Raw genomic sequence first — 19178 nt, forward strand, 5'->3', positions numbered from 1 at the left:
AGTACGGCGCCTACAACATCCAGTGCAACGGCATCGGCCCCGGCTACATCGCCACTCCGCAGACCGCACCCCTGCGTGAGATCCAGCCCGACGGTTCCCGTCATCCCTTCGACCAGTTCATCGTCTCCAAGACCCCCGCGGGCCGTTGGGGCGAAGCCGAGGATCTGGGCGGCCCCGCCGTCTTCCTCGCTTCCGAAGCCTCTGACTTCGTCAACGGCTTGGTCCTCTACGTGGACGGCGGCATTCTGGCCTACATCGGCAAGCAGCCGGGCTAATCGTCCCCTTTGCTCCGCAGCGGCCGGATAAGCCGGTCTGCGGCAAAACCAACAAAAGTACTTCCCCTGTGGCTCTGGGGCGCAATTTCGGTTGCGCCCCGGGGCCGCAGCTTTTTCTGCCCCAAGCCGACAAGGGCGGGGGATTTTCCCGGGGAAAGAGTTGCTTTTTTTCGCCGTTTCCTGTACGCTAGGGGTAATAAAACCGCAATCCGTCCCCCGGCAGGGCCTGCGGGGGACGCGCAAAGGACTGAGCAGATGAACTACCAAGGCGACAACCGGATGAACTTTTTTTCCGAGCTATCGGAACATCAGATCTCGGCGGATGAGTTTTTCAATGTGGTGCTGCTGGACTCGCTGGCCCGCAACTTCGGGCTGCAAAACGTGCTGATCTCCTACTTTGACACACAGGGCAACTTTCTGTCCTGGACCCACCGGGCCGGGGTGCTGGCCGACGGCCCCGACCACCCCTACCGCCAAGTGATGGGGGAGGACACGGTGCGCCGGGTGCTGTATCAGGACGCCGTCCGGGACCACCTGACCTACAACAACGTGATCCCCCGGCTCTACCGCTCCACCGAGCTGATCCCCGCCGACGGCTACGACCAACACCCCTATGTCCGCTTTCTGGAAGAGCAGTTCCACGCCTATTACAGCGTGACGATGGCCTTCGGCATCAACGCCTACATTCAGGTGGCCTTTTTCAAAAGCCGGACGGAAGGGGACTTCACCCCCGAGGAACTCACCGAGCTGGACAAGCTCTATGTCTACATCGCCAACGACTACAAGAACTTCAAAAAGTACGAACAGGCCAAGATCGTGTCCAACATCCAGAGCGAGATCATCCTCTCGGGGGAGAAAGCCTATCTGGTCACCGACGACTTCCACCACATCATGAGCTGCAACGAAACCGCCCGCAGCTATCTGTGCAGCATTTTGGGGGACACCGCCGCCAAGGAACTGAAAGGCGGGGCCACTTGTAGCTGGCTGCCCTTTTTGCTGGGGGACGCCGCCGACCAAGGGGAAAACCATGTCCAGACCCGGGTCATCCAAAACTACGTCTTTAAGATCTACACCTACGACCAGCGGTATTCCAACGGCATTGTGGACCGCTACCACTGGATCACCATTGCCCCCCGGGACCCGGCCCCTGCCCCGCAGGAACCGGTATTTGCCGGCACCGGCCTGCCCCTGACCAAGGCCGAGTGGAAGGTGGCCCGGCTGCTCTACAAGGGGCTGACCTATCAGGCGGTGGCGGATGCCCTGGTCATCAGCTACCATACCGTCAAAAAACATGTGGAAAATATCTATGCCAAGTGCGGCGTCAAAAATCGGTTCCAGCTCTACAAATGGCTGGAGCGCAACGATCGCCTTCCTTGAGCAGACCCCCCCTGCGGGCAGCCTTTGGCTGCCCGCTTTTTTTGCGCCCCAGCGGCGAGAATCCCGCTAAGATAAGGAACTCTCCTTATGCAAAATCAGCCGCTCGCCCACTGTTGCCCCGGCGGGGGATTTGTTACAATCATCTCGGAAAGTGAAAAAAATCACAACAAAGGGGGCCGCCACTGTGCCGGAAAGCGGGATCGTCTTCAACATCCAGCGCTTCACCATCCACGACGGACCGGGTGTGCGCACCGAACTGTTCCTCAAGGGCTGTCCGCTGCGCTGCCGCTGGTGCAGCAACCCCGAAAGCTGGCAGCTCCGGCCCCAACCCGGGGTCTACCGCACCAAGTGCATCGGCCGCAAACACTGCGCCGCCTGCGAGCAAGCCTGCCCCGAAGGGCCGCTGTTCCGGTTCACGGTGGGCAAACTGGCCGCCATCGACCGCAGCCGCTGCACCAACTGTCTGGCCTGCAGTCAGGCCTGCCCCGCCGACGCCATCAAGCAATGGGGCGAGGAGATGACGGTGGACCAGTGTATGACGATCATCCGTCGGGACAAAGGCTACTATGACCGGTCGGGGGGCGGGGTCACGGTATCGGGGGGCGACCCGCTGGTACAAAGCGATTTCGTGGCGGCGCTCTTCCGGGCCTGCAAGGCCGAAGGGCTCCACACCTGCTGCGAATCCACCTTCCACGCCCCGTGGGCCGAGGTGGAAAAGATCCTGCCCTGGACCGACCTGCTGATCTCCGACCTGAAGCAGATGGACACCCACCTCCACCGGCAGTATACCGGCGTGGGCAACGAGCTGATTCTGGAAAACCTGCAAAAGCTGGCTGCACTGGACCGGGAGATGATTTTGCGCATCCCGGTGATCCCCGGCGTCAACGACGACGAGGCCAACATCCGCGCCAGCGCCGATTTTATCCAGCAAGCCTTGGGCGGCAAGGTCCGCACCCTCCAACTGCTGAGCTTTATGCGGCTGGGGGAGGAAAAATACAAGTCGCTGGGCATCCCTTATCCCATGGAAGGGCTGCGCCTCCAGCGCAAAGCGTTTCAAAAAAAGGTGGAGGGCATCGCGGCTTATTTCAACAGCCGGGGCATCCACTGTCTGGTAGGCACCAAGGAGAAAAACTGAACCGTTCCGCACATCCAAAGGAGGCATTTTATGGGCAACATCCACACCACCGCCTGCGGCACCGAGCCGTTTGACAAAACCTACTGTCTGGGGTATCAGGTCCATCACGAAGATTGGTCCCCCTACCCGCGGATCAACAAGCTGCGGCAGGACTTTCTGGACCGGGGGTACGACATCGACGTGGAACGGCTGCGCCTTGTCACCGAGAGCTACAAGGCCCACCCCAACGCGCCCCAAAAGCTCCAAGCAGCCTACGCCTTTGCCCATGTGCTGGACAACTGCGGCATCTATATCTATGACGACGACCTGATCGTGGGGGACATTGCCGCCCCGGTAAAGGCCGCCCCCATCTACCCCGAATTTTCGGTGAACTGGATTCTGGACGAGATCGAGCATCACCCCTTCGAGGAGCGGGAGCACGACCAGTTCTACATCCGCAACGACAGCGAGCGGCAGGAGATTCTGGACCTTTGCCGTTGGTGGCAGGGCCGCACGCTGGACGACTACATCAATGCCCGGCTGGACGACGACCAGCTCAAAGGCTCCGAAGCCGGCAAAAAGATCTTCCAGACCAACCTCTACCACTACGCCGGTACCGGCCATCTGGCCATCGACTATGCCCGGCTGATGCGGCTGGGCTTTGACGGTCTGCTGGCCCAAGCCCAGGAAAAGCTGGACCATCTGGATATGCACGACCCCGAGTTTGTGACCAAGCGGGAATTCTATCAGGCGATGATCCTCATGCACAGCGCGGTCAAGCGGTACATCGGCCGCTATGCGGTGCTGGCCGACGAGATGGCCGCCAAGGAAGCCGACCCCAAGCGGCAGGGCGAACTGCGGGCCATTGCCGAAAACTGCCGGGCCGTGGCAGGCGGCGCTCCCAAGACCTTCTGGCAGGCGCTGCAGCTCTTCAACTTTGCCACCATGCTCATCTGCGTGGAATCCAACGGCCATTCCATCTCCTACGGGCGGATGGACCAGTGGCTTTACCCCTACTACGAAGCCGACATGAAAAACCATGTCATCACCAAGGACTTCGCGCTGGAACTCATCGAGGTGGAGTACGTCAAGCTCAACAACCCCACCAAGCTCAAGGACGCGGGCAGCATGGCGCTGCGCAACGGCCGGGGCTTCGGCGGCGAAAGCCTGACGGTGGGCGGCGTGGACCGGGACGGCAACGACGCCGCCAACGACCTGACCATGCTGCTGCTGGAGGCTTCGGCCCATACCCGGATGATGAACCCCTGGCTCTGCGTGCGGATGCATGAAGGCACCCCCGAGGAGCTGCGTATCAAGGCGGTGGAGTGCATCCGCGCCGGGTACGGCCACCCCAAACTCTTCAACGACGGTCCCGCCATTCAGGGCATGCTGCGCAAAGGCATGACGCTGGAGGAAGCCCGGGACTACTGCGTGGTGGGCTGTGTGGAGATCAGCCTGCCCGGCAAGGAATACGGCTGGCATGACGCCGCCTATGTGAACACCCCCAAGATGATGGAGATGGTGCTCAACGGCGGCCGCTGCATCGACTGCGGCCCCCACTGCCCCCGCTGGGCCCAGTGCGGCGCCAAGGGGGACCATCTGGGCCCCGACACCGGCAGTCTGGACAACTACCAGTCCTTTGAACAGGTGCTGCAAAGCGTGGACCAACAGTTCGAGTACTGGTCCAACCAGATGTGCTCCAGCCTCTGCGTCATCGAGAACGCCCACCGCGCCCTCAAGCCGCTGCCCTATGTGTCGGCCTTCTTCGAGGACTGCATGGAATCCGGCCACGATCTGACCGAGGGCGGCGCCAAGTACAACGGCATCGGCCCGCAGGCCAGCGGCATCGCCACCTGCGCCGACTCGCTGTCCAGCATCAAACAACTGGTCTTTGAGGAAAAGGTCTGCACCGGCGCCGAACTGCTGCAAGCCCTGAAGGACAACTGGGTGGGCCACGAAAAGCTCTACGCGCTGGTGAACAGCTCCAAGGTCCACCACTACGGCAACGACGACGACTACGCCGACGAGCTCTTCAAATTCATGTTTGAAACCTACTGCAAGCATATCGCCGGCCGCAAAACGCCCCGGGGCGGCACCTTCAGCCCCGGCGTCTACTCGGTGAACGCCAACGTGGCCATGGGCCTGAACACCAACGCCTCCGCTGACGGCCGCAAACGGGGCGAGGCCATCTCGGACAATATGGGCCCCGTCCACACCGATATGGGCTCCCACGACATCAGCGGCCCCACCGCCATCGTCAACTCGCTGGCCAAGGTGGACCACAGTCTGGCCACCAACGGCACCCTGATGAACCTGCGCTTTCCCCAGGAGGCGGTGGCCGGCATCGAGGGCCGGGACAATCTGGCCAGCTTCATCGAAGAATACATCCACAAAGGCCCCATGCATGTCCAGTTCAACATCATGAGCGCCGCCACCATGCGCGCCGCCCAGAAAAAGCCCGAGGACTACCGGGATATGCTGGTCCGGGTGGCGGGGTACAGCGCCTACTTTGTGGAGTTGGGCAAACCCCTGCAAAAGGATCTGATCCAGCGCACCGAGCTGCACTTCTAAGGGCAGCGCTCCGCCTGGTCTATTATTACGCTATCTATGGAAAGGGTGTCCCCGTATGAAAGACTTTAATTTCAAAATCCCCCAAAACATCCAGTTCGGCATGGGCAGCCTGAAAAAACTGCCGGAGATCTTGGCCGAAAACCACTCCGACAACATCTTGTTGGTGTCGGACCGCGGTCTGGAAAAGATCGGCGTGGTCAAAAAGGTGCAGGACATCATCGAGCAGGCCGGTCTGACCTGCAACACCTTCTTGGACGTGATGCCCAACCCCACCGTCGAGGTGGTCAATCAGGCCACCGCCCTGTATAAGCAGTGCGGCGCCACCAGCTTGGTGGCGTTGGGCGGCGGCAGCTCGATGGACGTGGCCAAGGCGGTGGGCGTGCTGGTGAACTACGGCGGCAGCATCACCGACTATGAGGGCAACTTCAAGGTGCCCGGCCCCATCGTGCCGATGATCGCCATTCCCACCACCGCCGGCACCGGCAGCGAGGTCACCGCCTCCGCCGTCATCACCGACACCCAGCGCAACTATAAGCTGTCGGTCTTCAGCTACGAGATTTTGCCCAAGTACGCCGTGCTGGACCCCGAACTCATCATGACCGCCCCGGCCTCCATCGCTGCCTCCTGCGGTGTGGACGCCCTCATCCATGCCATCGAAGCCTACATCTCCCGCAACGCCACCCCCTTCTCGGACGCCATGGCGGAAAAGGCGATGGAACTCATCGGCGGCCATCTGCGCCGCTTTGTAGCCAACCGGCAGGATGCCGAGGCCGCCTGCGCCATGATGCTGGGCTCCAACTTTGCGGGCATCGCCTTTGCGTGGGCCCGGCTGGGCAACGTCCATGCCATGAGCCACCCGGTCAGCGCCTACTTCAATGTGCCCCACGGGGTGGCCAACTCCATCCTGCTGCCCAACGTGATGGAGTACAACGCCTTGGCGGACCATGGCCGGTATGAGATCATCTACAACTATATCCGGCAGGGCACCGCCCCGGTGGACGACTTTACCCCCGATATGCTGGTGGAGGAACTGCGCCGTCTGAACGAACAGTTGGGCATCCCCGCCACCCTGTCCGAGGTGGGCGTCACCGCCGACAAGATCCCCGCCATGGCCGAGGACGCCATGAAGAGCGGCAACATCCCCGCCAACCCCCGTCAGACCAACGTGAAGGACATCATCCGTCTGTACGAGAAAACTATGTAAGCTCCCGCGATTTCTCCGATCGCATTTGCCAAAGAGGAGGCAGCCCCGCCAAGGGACTGCCTCCTCTTTGTTTGTAGCTACGAAAAAACTGGCGGAACGTACAAAAAATATTTTAATGAATTAATCAATTCTCACAAAGATTCGGAAAACCTGCAAAAAACGATTGACTTGCAGTTATTTTCGCTATATTATAATCACGGAAGTGAAAAAAACCGTTAGAAATGCACGAAAAACTTTCCGAATCGCGCAGCGGGTTACCAGAAACTTTACTGAATACAAAGAAAAAATAGTTCCTTTTTTCAAAGTTTTAATCAATCCAAACCGCCTGCGTTTTTCTTCCTGTACACAAAGGGCAGGGTGCCCTTACAGAATATTATTTTTCGGTTTCATTTTTGGGAGGTAACAGTTATGAAGTACTTTTTGGACAGCGCAAAACTCGACGAGATCAAGTATGCGTACAACACCTTCGGCATTGACGGCGTGACCACCAATCCCCGCCACATCATGCTCAGCGGCAAGCCGTTCCTGACGGCCATCACCGACATCGCCAACTGGATCAAGGAAGAAGGTCTGGAAGGCTACGAGAAATTCCCCGTCTCGGTGGAGATCAACCCCCATCTGGACGACACCGACGAGATGATCGCCGCCGCCAAGAAGGTTTCCGCCATCAGCGATAACTTCGTCATCAAGATCCCCTGCACCGAGGCCGGTGTGGTCGCCGCCCGCCGTCTGGAGAAGGAAGGCATCCGCACCAACGTGACGCTGGTCTTCAGCCCCGCGCAGGCCATCCTGCCCGCCAAGAACGGCTCCCTCTTCGTTTCCCCCTTCATCGGCTGGAAAGAGGCCAACGGCGAAGATTGCCGCCAGTACATCAAGGACATCGTGGACATCTACAAGAACTACGGTTTCTACGGCAAGACCCAGATCATCTGCGCCGCCATCCGCACCCCCAAGCAGATCGTAGACTGCGCTGTGGCCGGTGCCGACATCGTCACCACCGGTTTGGCCGTCTATCAGGATTGCATGAAGCACGCCTACACCAATCAGGGCATCAACACCTTCATCAACGCTTGGGACAACACCGTTACCGAATGATCCGCCGCGGCAAGGCAGCATGAAAAGAGGGAATCTACTATGAAAATTGGTTTTATCGGTTTGGGCATCATGGGCGAGTCGATGTGCGAGAACATCGTCAAAAAGCATGATGACACCGTCTACTGCTTCGACTTCGTACAGGCCAAGGTAGACCTGCTGGCCTCCAAGGGGGCTGTGGCCTGCCAGAACTCGGTAGAGCTGGCCCAGAAGTCCGACGTCATCATCTCGATGGTGCCGAAATCCGAACATTCCATGAGCGTCTACAAAGAGATCCTGCCGGTGCTGGGCCCCGACAAGACCTGCATCGATATGTCCACCATTGACCCCAGCGTTTCGGTGGAGATCAGCGAGATGGTCAAAAAGACCGGCGCCCAGTTCATGGACGCCCCGGTGGTCAAGAGCAAGCCCGCCGCCATTTCCGGCACGCTGGGCATCTACATGGGCGGCGACGAAGCCACCTGCGAGGCCATGCGCCCCATCTTGGAGTACATGGGCGAGAAAGTCAAGCGGATGGGCGGCAACGGCAAGGGTCTGGTCATGAAGATCGCCCACAACGCGCTGGTCTCTCAGATCCAGAACGGCGTCAACGAAACCATCTGCCTGGCCAAGGCCAACGGCATCGACGTTATGGACTACGCCGAGGCCATCAGCATGGGCGGCGGCCAGAACTTCTATCTGGACGGCAAAAAGTTCCCCATCGACAAGGAAGACTGGACCACCGCCTTCTCCGTCGAGAATATGGCCAAGGACGTGAACATCTGCTGCAAGCTGGCCGATGAGCTCAAGCTGGCCATGCCCGGCGAGCGCAACGTCCAGAAGGTCTACGAGAAAGCTCTGGAAGCCGGCTACGGCAAGGAAGACTTCTGCGCCACCATCAAGGTGGTCCGCGCCGAATAAGAAGGGGTGGCACCAATGCTCGAACATCTCAATCAGGTCAACGATGTACCGGTGCTCAGCGTGATGGATCCCGCCTTCGCCCCCTACGGCCGGGTGGTAACGGGGTACGATTTCTCCGAAATGATCCGCTACATGCAGGACAACACCCCCATCCCCGAAAGCGGCAACATCTACCTGCCCGGGGATGCCACCATGGAAGCGATGCCTGTCGCCGCCCAGATCCAAAAGGTCTTTTACGGCGATATGCCCATTCAGGTCGGGTACTGCAACGGCCGCAACACCACTTGGAACGGCTTTGAGTACCACAAGGGCAGCGAGATCAACGTGGCGGTTACCGACTTCATGCTGATTCTGGGTCACATCTGGCAGATCCAGAACAATACCTACCGGTTCGAGGACACCAAGGTGTTCTACGTTCCCCAAGGTACGGCCATCGAAATGTACCAGACCACCCTGCATCTTTCCCCCTGCCGGGTCTGCGATGCCGGCTTCAAGGGCATCGTGATCCTGCCCAAGGGCACCAACACCCCGCTGGACAGCAAAACCCCCAACGACGACCCCGAAAGCAAGCTGCTTTTGCAGCGCAACAAATGGGTCATCGCCCATCCCCAGCGGGAACCGCTGATCAAGCAGGGGGCACATCCCGGCTTGCTGGGCGAGAACAAAGAACTGCACTACTAAGTATGAAGTTCGGAGGGAACGACCAATGAAGATCATCTGGGACGACCATTCCTTTACCTTACAAAATGGCAGCGACCGGCTGCTGTATACCGACGCCCAGACCCCCATGGTCTATGTGGGCTACGGCGAAGAAGCCGTGAAGATGTACCGCGGCAACTTCCAAATCGAAGATCACCTGATCGAGCGGCGCCCCCTGACGCTGACCGGTGCCAGCAGCACCGAGGACGGGATTCTGCTGGACCTGCAGGGCGAGCTGCAACTGCTGGTCAAGCAGGAAGGCGACGCCGTCACGATGTATCCCCAGAAGGCCAACCCGGCCATCAACCGGTTCTGGCTGCGGGTCGAGGCCGACAAGGCCGAGCACATCTACGGCTGCGGCGAGCAGATGAGCTACTTTGACCTGAGGGGCCGGCACTTCCCGCTGTGGACCAGCGAGCCGGGCGTAGGCCGGGACAAGACCACCTACGTGACGTGGCGCAGCGACGTGGAAAACGGCGGCGCCGGCGGGGATTATTACAACACCAACTATCCCCAGCCCACCTTTGTTTCCAGCCGTCACTACTACCTGCATATGCAAAGCACCGCGTACAGCGACTTTGACTTCCGCAACGAAAGCTACCACGAATTGCAGACCTGGTGTGTGCCCGAATCCATCCGTTTGGAAAGCGCCCCCACCTTTGTGGACCTGCTGGAAAAACTCACCGGCTTCTTGGGCCGCCAGCCGGAACTGCCCGACTGGATCTACAACGGCCTGATCATCGGTGCCCAGGGCGGCAACGAGCGGAGCTTCGGCATCGTGGACAAGAGCTTGGCCCACGGCATCAAGGTAGCCGGTCTGTGGTGTCAGGACTGGTGCGGCAAGCGGGTGACCAGCTTCGGCAAGCGGCTGCAGTGGGACTGGCATTACCACAAGGAAATGTACCCCGACCTGCCCCGCCATATTCAGGAGCTGCACGACCGGGGCATCAAGTTCCTGGGCTACATCAACCCCTATCTGGTCAAGGACGGCGAGCTCTTCCAAGAGGGCGAGCGGGTCGGCGCCTTTGCCAAAAAGAGCGACGGCTCCACCTATCTGGTGGACTTCGGCGAGTTTGACTGCGGTGTGGTGGACTTCACCAACCCCAAGGCCTACCAGTGGTTCAAGGACGAAGTCATCAAGAAATGCTCGCTGGACATCGGCATCGACGGCTGGATGGCCGACTTTGGCGAATACCTGCCCACCGACGACATCGTACTGGCCAACGGCGTCAGCCCCATGATCGAGCACAACCACTGGCCGGCACTGTGGGCAAAATGCAACTACGACGCCGTGAAGGAAAGCGGCAAGCTGGGTCAGGTGGTCTACTTCATGCGGGCCGGCGGCATCGGCAGCCAAAAGTACTGCACCCTACTGTGGGCCGGCGACCAAAGCGTGGACTTCAGCCGCCACGACGGCCTGTGCACTGTCATCTGCGCCGCACTGAGCGCGGGTATGACGGGCTGCGGCCTGAACCACAGCGACATCGGCGGCTACACTTCGCTGTTTGACAACTGCCGTACCAAGGAAGTCTTCCTGCGCTGGGCCGAGATGTCCGCCTTCATGCCGGTGATGCGCACCCACGAGGGCAACCGTCCCGACACCAACTTCCAGTACTACGACGACGAGGATTGCATGGACCGGCTGGCCCGCTTGGTGGACATCTACACCATGCTGGCCCCCTACACCAAGACGCTGGTGGCGGAAAACGCCGCCAAGGGCACCCCGGTACAGCGGCCCCTCTTCCTGCAATACGAGGACGACCCCGAAAGCTACAACCAGCAGTTTGAATACCTCTACGGTCCCGACTTGCTGGTGGCGCCGGTCTGGCAGAGCGAACAGACCCAGTGGGAAGTCTACCTGCCCAGCGATGGCTGGATCCACCTGTGGACCGGCACCGAGTACGGCCACGGCAAGCACACCGTACCCGCGCCTTTGGGCGACATTCCGGTATTCTGCCGCAAGGGCAGCAACTGGAGCGAGCTGTTCCAGTCCATCCGTACCAAATACGGGAAGTAAACCATGGTACAAGAAATTCTCTTTTACATCGTCATTCTGCTGACCAACATCATCCACGGCATCACGGGGTTCGCAGGCACCATCTTGGCCATGCCCCCCGGCCTGATGTTGGTGGGGTACGACATCGCCAAACCGGTATTGAATGTGTTGGCGATCTTCTCGGGCATCTACGTCTTTGTGGGCAACTACAAAAGGGTCTGCTGGAAAGAACTGCTCAAGATCGTCATCATCATGGCGCTGGGAATCTTCGGCGCGGTCTTTATCCGGGGGCTGTTCGTGGGCAAGGAGCAGCTGCTCTACCGGCTGCTGGGCATCTTCGTCATCCTGCTGGCGGTGCAGGGCTTTTGGAAACTGGTCCAAAAACCCGCCCCCCACAGCGCAGACGCGGAACCCAAACCCCAAACCCCCGCCGCCCCCGGCAAGGCCAGCCCCCTGACCTACGCCATTCTGGTACTGGCCGGCATCATTCACGGCCTCTTCGTCAGCGGCGGACCGCTGCTGATCGGTTACATGACCAAGCGCATCCCGGATAAGGTCGCCTTCCGGGCCACCATCTCCACCGTATGGATATTCCTGAATACCCTGATCCTGCTGGAAGATGTTCAGGCCGGGCTTTGGGTACCTTCCACGATCCGGATACTGCTCTTCTCCACGCCGTTCCTGCTGGCGGGCATGTACATCGGCAGCAAACTCTACGCACGGATGAGCCAGCTTGTCTTTATGAAGCTGACCTACATCCTGTTGTTCATCTCCGGTCTTTCCCTGCTGGTCAAATGAACAACCCCGTTTCTACTTTTTTCCCTCTACCATGTGGAACAATCCGGCACAGGCCCGGTCAAAAATTTTGGAGGTATTGATCCCATGAAAAAAATGAAACTCGCATCCTTGGCTCTGGCAGCAGTGATGAGCCTTGGCCTGCTGGGCGGCTGCGCGGCCAGCAACGTCGCCAGCAGCACCGCCAGCGGTGACTCTGCGGCGACCGAAGAATCCAGCAACGGCGGCGAAACAATCAAGATCCTGTGCGGCTACGGCGTCGGCGGTACCGCGGATCTGGTTGCCCGTAAGTATGCGCAGGTCGCCAACCAGATCCAGAGCAAGTACAACTTCATCGTTGAGAATATGACCGGCGGCGACGGCTTTGCCGCAGCGACCTACTTCGCCGATGAAGACCCCACCACCAAGGATCTGCTGGTCTACGGCTACGGCGTCATGTACCGCCACGATCTGGGCAAGACCTACGGCACCGAGGAAGTGGACTTTGACCGTACCGCCATCTACCCCTTGGGCACCATCGATGACCGTACTTGGATCGTCTACACCACCCCCGACCAGACGCTGGAAAGCATTCTGGAAAAGGCCAAGAACGGCGGCATCAAGATGTCCGGCGGCAACCCGCTGTCTGACTGCCACCTGTCCTTCGGTTCTCTGGTCGCCATGGAAGGCGGCACCGTGCAGGTCGTTCCTTACGACGGCGGCGCCAACCAGAAGAAGGGCCTGACCGACGGCGAAGTGGATGTCTTCGTCGGCACCACCCAGGCCGCGCAGGACGAAGTGGAAGCCGGTACGCTGGTTCCCATCCTGGCCATGAGCGACACCGCCTTTGAAGGCTTTGTCACCCCCGACGGCCCCATCACCGTGCCCACCATCGCCGGTGAGGACAAGGATCCTGCCCTGAGCACCTCCAACGACTACACCTCCTGCATCCTGCCCGCCGGCGGCGGTCTGGCCACCCATGCAGGCGCCGATCAGGCCTTTGTGGACGAGATGATCCAACTGACCAAGGACGTTTGGAACGAGGCCGAGTACAACGAGTGGATCGATTCCATCCTGCTGAACCGCTTTGAGCTGTACGGCGACGAGAACCAGGCCTTCGTGGATGAAGCCTGCCAGAAGGCGCTGGACGCTTACAAGAACCTGAGCGGCCAGGCTTGATCCCCACAAAATATACCCGCTGAAAACGGGCCCCGATTGCGGCCCTTGCGTAATGCGGCCGATGCCGGCGGGCAGCCAAAACGGCCCGCCGGCCTTTCTTGTATTGATACTGCTGCCTTTGCGGAAAGGAAGGGAAATCCCCGTGAAATTTAAGATCAAAACCAACCTGGTCAGCGGCATCGTCATGGGCGCCATCGCCCTGATCCTGCTGCTGGTGATGCCCAGCCAGGTTCGCGTGCCGGCCTATGACTCCGGCGCCCCCAGCCCGCGCATCATCCCCACCGTCTGTCTGGTCATTATGCTGATCTCCGCCATCGCCCTGATCATCCAGAGCGTGGTCCTGAAGAAGGAAAAAGTGGTGGAGTTTGACTGGAACAAAGAAAAGCCCGCCATTCTGCTCATCATCGGCATGTGCATCTATGTGGCGCTGATGCTCTGCATCGGCTACGTGCTGGCTTCCATCATCGTCTTTGTCGCCATCCAGTTCTACTGCGGCGAGCGCAAACCCGGCATCTACATCTACACCGTTGTGGCGGCCGTGGTGATCTTCCTGATGTTCAAGAACATCTTCAATATTTCGCTGCCCTCGCTGGGCCTGTTGGGAGGTCTGATTTAACATGACGGATTTTGCACAGATTGCCCAAGCGATCCCGCAGGTATTTACCCTGTATAATATGGCCCTGATTCTGGGCGGCCTGGTCCTCGGCATGATCGTAGGCTGCATCCCGGGCCTGAGCGTTACCCTCGGCATCATCCTGATGCTGCCCCTGACCTACACCTTCGACGACCCCGCGTCGGCCATCATTTTGCTGCTGGCCGTCTACGTAGGCGGTATGTACGGCGGTTCCATCAGCGCCATCACGCTGAACACCCCCGGCACCAACTCCGCCATTGCCACCACCTTCGACGGCTACCCGCTGGCCAAGAAGGGCAAGGTCAAAAAGGCGCTGGACACCTCGCTGTTCGCCTCGGTTTTCGGCGGCCTCTTCTCTGCCATCCTGCTGCTGGTCTGCGCTTCGCTCATCACCAAGCTGGTGGCCAACTTCACCTCGGTAGAATATTTCTCGATGGGTATTCTGGGCATCAGCCTGATCGCCGGTGTTTCCGGTGACAGCCTGCCCAAGAGCTTGATCTCCGGCATGATCGGCCTGCTGATGGCCTGCGTGGGCATGGACGCCGTTACCGGCGTTACCCGCTTCTCCTTCGGTCTGGATACCCTGAAATACGGCATCGATATGCTGCCCGCCATGATCGCCCTCATCGCGCTGACCCAGGTGGTGCAGAAACTCCGGGACTTCATCCTCAACCACGGCAAGCTGGACGACGCCAACAAGATCGACAAGGAAGGCTTGACCAAGAAGGAAATGGTCAGCATCCTGCCCGCCTGCCTGCGTTCCTCGGTGGTGGCCAGCGTGCTGGGCGCCATGCCCGGTGTCGGCGGCGGTGTGGCCCAGTTCCTCTGTTACAACGAAGCCCGCCGTACCTCCAAGCATCCTGAACAGTTCGGCAAAGGCAGCCTGGAAGGCATCGCCGCCGCCGAATCCAGCAACAACGCCGTGGTCGGCTCGGCCATGATCCCCCTGCTGACCCTCGGTATCCCCGGTGACGGCGTCACCGCCCTGCTGTTGGGCGCCTTCGTGCTCCACGGCATCCAGCCCGGCCCCACGATGTTCACCAAACAGGGCGTCATGGCCTACACCATCATCATCGGCTGCTTGGTGGCCAACGTGCTGCTGGCTCCCTTGGGCTTGGGCATGACCCGTGCCGTGGCCAAGATCGTGCAGGTCCGCTACACCTATCTGGCCCCCGCCATCATCATGTTCTGCTTCGCCGGCGCGTTTGCCGCTACCGGCAACACCAAGGAACTGATCCTCTGCGCAGGCATTTTGATCTTCAGCTACATCCTGACCGTTCTGGACATCTCCAACACCCCGTTGATGCTGGGCATGATTCTGGAAGACATCATGGAGCAGAACTTCGTCACCGCGGCCATGAGCTATGACCGCGACTACTCGATCTTCTTCACCCGTCCCATCTCTGCCGCGATCCTCATCATCACCGTGGTGCTGCTGGTCAGCATGATGCGGTTGAACAAGAAGATCGAAGCCTTGAACAACCAGCAGATGGAAGAGATTGCCGCCGGCCACGCTGCCGATGATGCAGCCGCTGCCGAGCAGGCTTGATTGTAAGGAGTGTAAATACCATGGCATTTCAAGTCGCCTATGTTCCCATTGGCGTGGGTACCTTCCATCTGGAAAGCGCCCAGACCCAGTTTGACCGTTCGGTCGCCATGCTCAAAACCTTGAGCGACGACTGTGTTTTCCCCGAAAAGATGCTGCTGACCATCGGGGATCTGGATGCCTATCTGGACACCCTGCATCCCGACCTGATCGTGCTGCAGAACATCACCTTCGCCAACGCGGCCTACGCCAGCGAGGTGGTCAAGCGGTTCACCTGCCCCATCGTGCTGTGGACCCTGCGGGAGCCCGTCATTGACGGCACCCGCCTGCGGCTGAACAGCCTGACCGGCGCCTACTCGGCCGCCGGTGCCATCACGGCCTTCCGGGGGGACAGCCAGTTCGAGTATATCTTCGGCGCCCCCGGCGAGGAGGAAGTGGTGCAGGAGATCGGCGCTGCGATCCGTGCCGCCAAGGTCAAGGACGACCTGAACCGGCTGAAGATGGTGGCCATCGGCCACACGCCTCAGGGCTTCGGCTTCGGCCGGGCGCTGGACGCCGAGATGATGCACACCTTCGGCACCACGCTGGAATCCATCGAGGCCCGGGAACTCATCGATGTGGCCAAGGGCTATACCGATGAGGAAGTGGCGGAAGAACTGGCGGAAGCCCGCAAGGTGCTGGTCGGTCTGGACACGGTGCCCGAGAAAAACGCCGTGGACTTCGCCCGCCTTTACAAGGCCTACAAGCAGTATGTGGGCGATAACCACATCGGCGCCATCTGCTCCCGCTGCTGGCCGGACTTCTTCACCGCCTTCGGCACCCCGGTGTGCACGGTGCTCTCGCTGCTTAACGCCAACGGCGTTTCGGCCAGTTGTGAGTCCGATGCCTACGGCGCCCTGTCGATGTTCATCGGCAGCCAGCTCACCGGCAAGGCCTGTTTCTTCGGTGACCCCGTCTCGATGGACGAGAAGGAAGGCACCGTTACCTTCTGGCACTGCGGCATGGCCGCCTGCAACTTGGCCCGCAAGGACACCGGCGCGCAGGTGGGCGTACATCCCAACCGCAAGATCGGCCCCGTCATGGACTTCGGCTGCGAAGCCTGCGAACGGGTGACCCTCTTCCGGGTGGGCCGCAAACCGGACGGCACCTTCCGCTTCTTCATCGCAGAAGGCGCGGCTTTGGACAAACCCAAGCAGTTCAACGGTACCTCCATCGTGGTCAAGACGGACAGCGACGCCAAGGACGTGGTCTACGGCACCGTCAAGGCCGGTTGGGAACCGCACTACGTGGTGGTGTACGGCGCCATTGCCAACGAACTGGAAAAGCTCGGCCACATGCTGGGCGTGGAAATCTGCAAATACTGATGTGATCTGCACTGCAGCCCGGAAGTTTTTATCTGCCCGGGCTGCTTTTTCCAAAAGGATTCTTGCTTGTTTTGCCAATGCCGAGTATACTTAAAATAAGGGATTTGTACCCGCGCCGCGGCATTTTCGCCCAGAAAAATCAAGGTATATAGGTGAGTGGCATGGCTTACACCGGCATCAACATGGAAAACGTCAAAAGCAAGAATTTGGCTTCCATCTTAAAACTTCTCAACACTTCAGGGCCTATGTCCCGCAAGGATATTGCACTGCAGCTGGGGCTGACCCCCGCCACCCTGACCATGCTCTGCGCCGAACTCCTCGGCGAGGGCATTCTGGTGGAAAAAGGGGAGATCCCGCAGGGCAACCGCGCCGGCCGGCGCAAGATCCTGCTGGACATCAACTACGAATACCGCTATGTACTGACGATCAGCATCGAGCTGCCGATGACCAGCGTTTCGGTATGCAACCTGCGGGGCGAACACTGCACCACCAAGCAGTTGGCTACCGATATTGAAATCCCGGCAGAGGAATTTCTGCGCCGGGTAGCCGATACCAGCAAGGTCCTTATGTGGGAGGCCGGTATCCGCCGCAAACAACTGCTGGGGGCCGGGGTCTCGGTCCCCGGACCGGTCAGCAGCGCAGAGGGCATCAGCCACCGGGCCTACCGGATCTGGGATGAGCCTGTGCAGGTGACCGCCTGCTTGAAAGAGTATCTGGACTGCCCCGTTTTGCTGGAAAACAACGTCCGGGCCTTTGCCCAAGCGGAACTGATCTACGGCATGGGCAAACGGAAGGAAAATCTGGTCTTTTTGAAATGGGGGCCCGGCGTGGGCTCGGCCATCATCGCCAACGGCCAGATCTACGAGAGCAAGGCGTTCAAAAATGCCGAGATCGGCCATGTGCGGGTGGAGGAAAACGGGGCGCTTTGTCGCTGCGGCCGCCGCGGTTGTCTGGAAACGCGAGTTTCCACCCATCCGCTGGTGCGGCGGATGCGGCAGCTCTGCAGCCTTGAAGCCACCCCCCAACTGTGGAATCTGGTGGAAGGGGACCCCAGCCGCATCACGGTCCATACGCTGGGCTGGGCACTGCAGGCCGAGGACCCGGCCCTGTGGCAGATGCTGGATCAGGAGATCGGCCTGCTGGCCAACGTTACCGGCACCATCCTGACCATGCTGGCCCCCGACCATCTGATCGTCTACGGGGATGTCTTTAAACTGCCCCATTTTCTGGATCATTTCATTGCCGCCTGCAAACGGTACGATCCCTATTACAACGAGCAGTACATCGTTTTGTCGGAACTGAGTGAGAAGATCGCCTACATCGGCCCCTTGGCCGTGGTGGTCGACGAGTTGTTTTATCAATAAAGAAGGAGCAAACGCCTGCGGGCGTAGTAGTGCAGAACGGCGGAATCCGTCCGGGGACCATATTTTCCTCCTGAGGAGAGGGGCATCTCCCTCAGGGTTCAGCCGTTCTGCCTTTTTTCTTCCGGGCACAGGGTACTGCGTCCGGGTATACCACCAAAGAAGGAGGACCCACCATGTCAAAGTATGTCATGGCGTTGGACGCCGGCACAACCTCCAACCGCTGCATCTTGTTCAATCGCGCCGGGGAGATGTGCAGTGTTGCACAAAAAGAGTTTACCCAGTATTTCCCCAAGCCCGGCTGGGTAGAGCATGACGCCAACGAGATCTGGACCACCCAACTGGGTGTGGCGCTGTCCGCCATGAACCAGATCGGAGCCACGGCCGAGGACATCGCCGCCATCGGCATCACCAACCAGCGCGAAACCACCATCGTGTGGGACCGCGACACCGGCGAGCCGATCTATCACGCCATTGTCTGGCAGTGCCGCCGCACCAGCGCCTACTGTGACGAACTCAAAGCCCAGGGCCTGACCGAGAAATTCCGGGAAAAGACCGGTCTGATCATCGACGCCTACTTCTCGGCCACCAAGCTGAAATGGATCTTGGACAATGTGGAAGGCGCCCGGCAGAAAGCCGAGGCGGGGCAGTTGCTCTTCGGCACGGTAGAAACCTGGCTGATCTGGAAGCTGACCTGCGGCAAGATCCATGTGACCGACTACTCCAACGCCAGCCGGACGATGATGTTCAACATCCACACGTTGGACTGGGACGACGAGATTCTGGAGATTTTGGATATTCCCCGGGACATGCTGCCCAAACCGGTGCCCAACAGTGATTTTTATGAGTATGCCGACCCCATGCACTTTGGCGGCGAGATCAAGATCGCCGGGGCGGCGGGGGACCAGCAGGCGGCCCTCTTCGGCCAGACCTGCTTCCGCCCGGGCGAGGCGAAGAATACCTTCGGAACCGGCGGCTTTTTGCTGATGAACACCGGCGAGACCCCGGTCTTTTCCCGCAATGGGCTGGTGACCACCATCGCCTGGGGGCTGGACGGCAAGGTGAACTACGCCTTGGAAGGCTCCATCTTTG

At 59.8% G+C, this 19178-nt stretch carries 16 protein-coding genes; all 16 read left to right on the forward strand.

Annotated elements, in window-relative coordinates:
- The coding region (locus Q0526_RS07300) for an SDR family oxidoreductase (protein WP_298732084.1) at positions 1-275 on the forward strand (275 nt) is incomplete at its 5' end.
- Positions 276-530: 255 nt separating this feature from the next.
- Positions 531-1652, forward strand: coding sequence for a helix-turn-helix transcriptional regulator (locus Q0526_RS07305; RefSeq protein ID WP_298732086.1), 1122 nt, complete (start codon positions 531-533; stop codon positions 1650-1652).
- A gap of 184 nt (positions 1653-1836) precedes the next feature.
- Complete coding sequence (locus tag Q0526_RS07310) at positions 1837-2787, forward strand: glycyl-radical enzyme activating protein (protein ID WP_298732088.1); 951 nt, start codon at positions 1837-1839, stop codon at positions 2785-2787.
- Between the two features lie 30 nt (positions 2788-2817).
- Entirely contained in the window at positions 2818-5337 is a 2520-nt protein-coding gene (locus Q0526_RS07315; RefSeq protein WP_298732090.1) for a formate C-acetyltransferase/glycerol dehydratase family glycyl radical enzyme, read from the forward strand.
- A 55-nt stretch (positions 5338-5392) separates the two neighbouring features.
- A complete protein-coding gene (locus Q0526_RS07320) occupies positions 5393-6541 on the forward strand; it encodes an iron-containing alcohol dehydrogenase (protein WP_298732092.1) in 1149 nt (382 codons plus the stop codon).
- 408 nt (positions 6542-6949) lie between these two features.
- Positions 6950-7636 (forward strand): transaldolase family protein, encoded by a 687-nt coding sequence (locus Q0526_RS07325; protein WP_298732094.1) that lies wholly within the window; start codon positions 6950-6952, stop codon positions 7634-7636.
- Between the two features lie 39 nt (positions 7637-7675).
- The gene (locus tag Q0526_RS07330) at positions 7676-8533 is read left to right on the forward strand and encodes an NAD(P)-dependent oxidoreductase (protein WP_298732097.1); all 858 of its coding nucleotides are present in this window, start codon (positions 7676-7678) and stop codon (positions 8531-8533) included.
- A gap of 15 nt (positions 8534-8548) precedes the next feature.
- Positions 8549-9214, forward strand: coding sequence for a DUF4867 family protein (locus Q0526_RS07335; protein WP_298732099.1), 666 nt, complete (start codon positions 8549-8551; stop codon positions 9212-9214).
- Positions 9215-9239: 25 nt separating this feature from the next.
- On the forward strand, positions 9240-11249 hold the full coding sequence (locus Q0526_RS07340; RefSeq protein ID WP_298732101.1) for an alpha-glucosidase: 2010 nt from the start codon (positions 9240-9242) through the stop codon (positions 11247-11249).
- A 3-nt stretch (positions 11250-11252) separates the two neighbouring features.
- Positions 11253-12026, forward strand: coding sequence for a sulfite exporter TauE/SafE family protein (locus tag Q0526_RS07345; RefSeq protein ID WP_298732103.1), 774 nt, complete (start codon positions 11253-11255; stop codon positions 12024-12026).
- 84 nt (positions 12027-12110) lie between these two features.
- On the forward strand, positions 12111-13181 hold the full coding sequence (locus Q0526_RS07350; RefSeq protein ID WP_298732105.1) for a tripartite tricarboxylate transporter substrate-binding protein: 1071 nt from the start codon (positions 12111-12113) through the stop codon (positions 13179-13181).
- 142 nt (positions 13182-13323) lie between these two features.
- Positions 13324-13797: a tripartite tricarboxylate transporter TctB family protein gene (locus tag Q0526_RS07355; RefSeq protein ID WP_298732108.1), complete on the forward strand. Its 474-nt coding sequence runs from the start codon at positions 13324-13326 to the stop codon at positions 13795-13797.
- A gap of 1 nt (position 13798) precedes the next feature.
- Entirely contained in the window at positions 13799-15364 is a 1566-nt protein-coding gene (locus Q0526_RS07360; RefSeq protein WP_298732110.1) for a tripartite tricarboxylate transporter permease, read from the forward strand.
- A 20-nt stretch (positions 15365-15384) separates the two neighbouring features.
- A complete protein-coding gene (locus tag Q0526_RS07365; protein WP_298732112.1) occupies positions 15385-16725 on the forward strand; it encodes a fucose isomerase in 1341 nt (446 codons plus the stop codon).
- A 161-nt stretch (positions 16726-16886) separates the two neighbouring features.
- Positions 16887-18089 carry an ROK family protein gene (locus Q0526_RS07370; RefSeq protein ID WP_298732113.1) on the forward strand — a complete coding sequence of 401 codons (1203 nt, stop codon included), beginning with the start codon at positions 16887-16889 and terminating at the stop codon, positions 18087-18089.
- 173 nt (positions 18090-18262) lie between these two features.
- The coding region (gene glpK, locus Q0526_RS07375) for a glycerol kinase GlpK (RefSeq protein WP_298732116.1) at positions 18263-19178 on the forward strand (916 nt) is incomplete at its 3' end.

The sequence above is a fragment of the uncultured Subdoligranulum sp. genome (assembly GCF_937890665.1).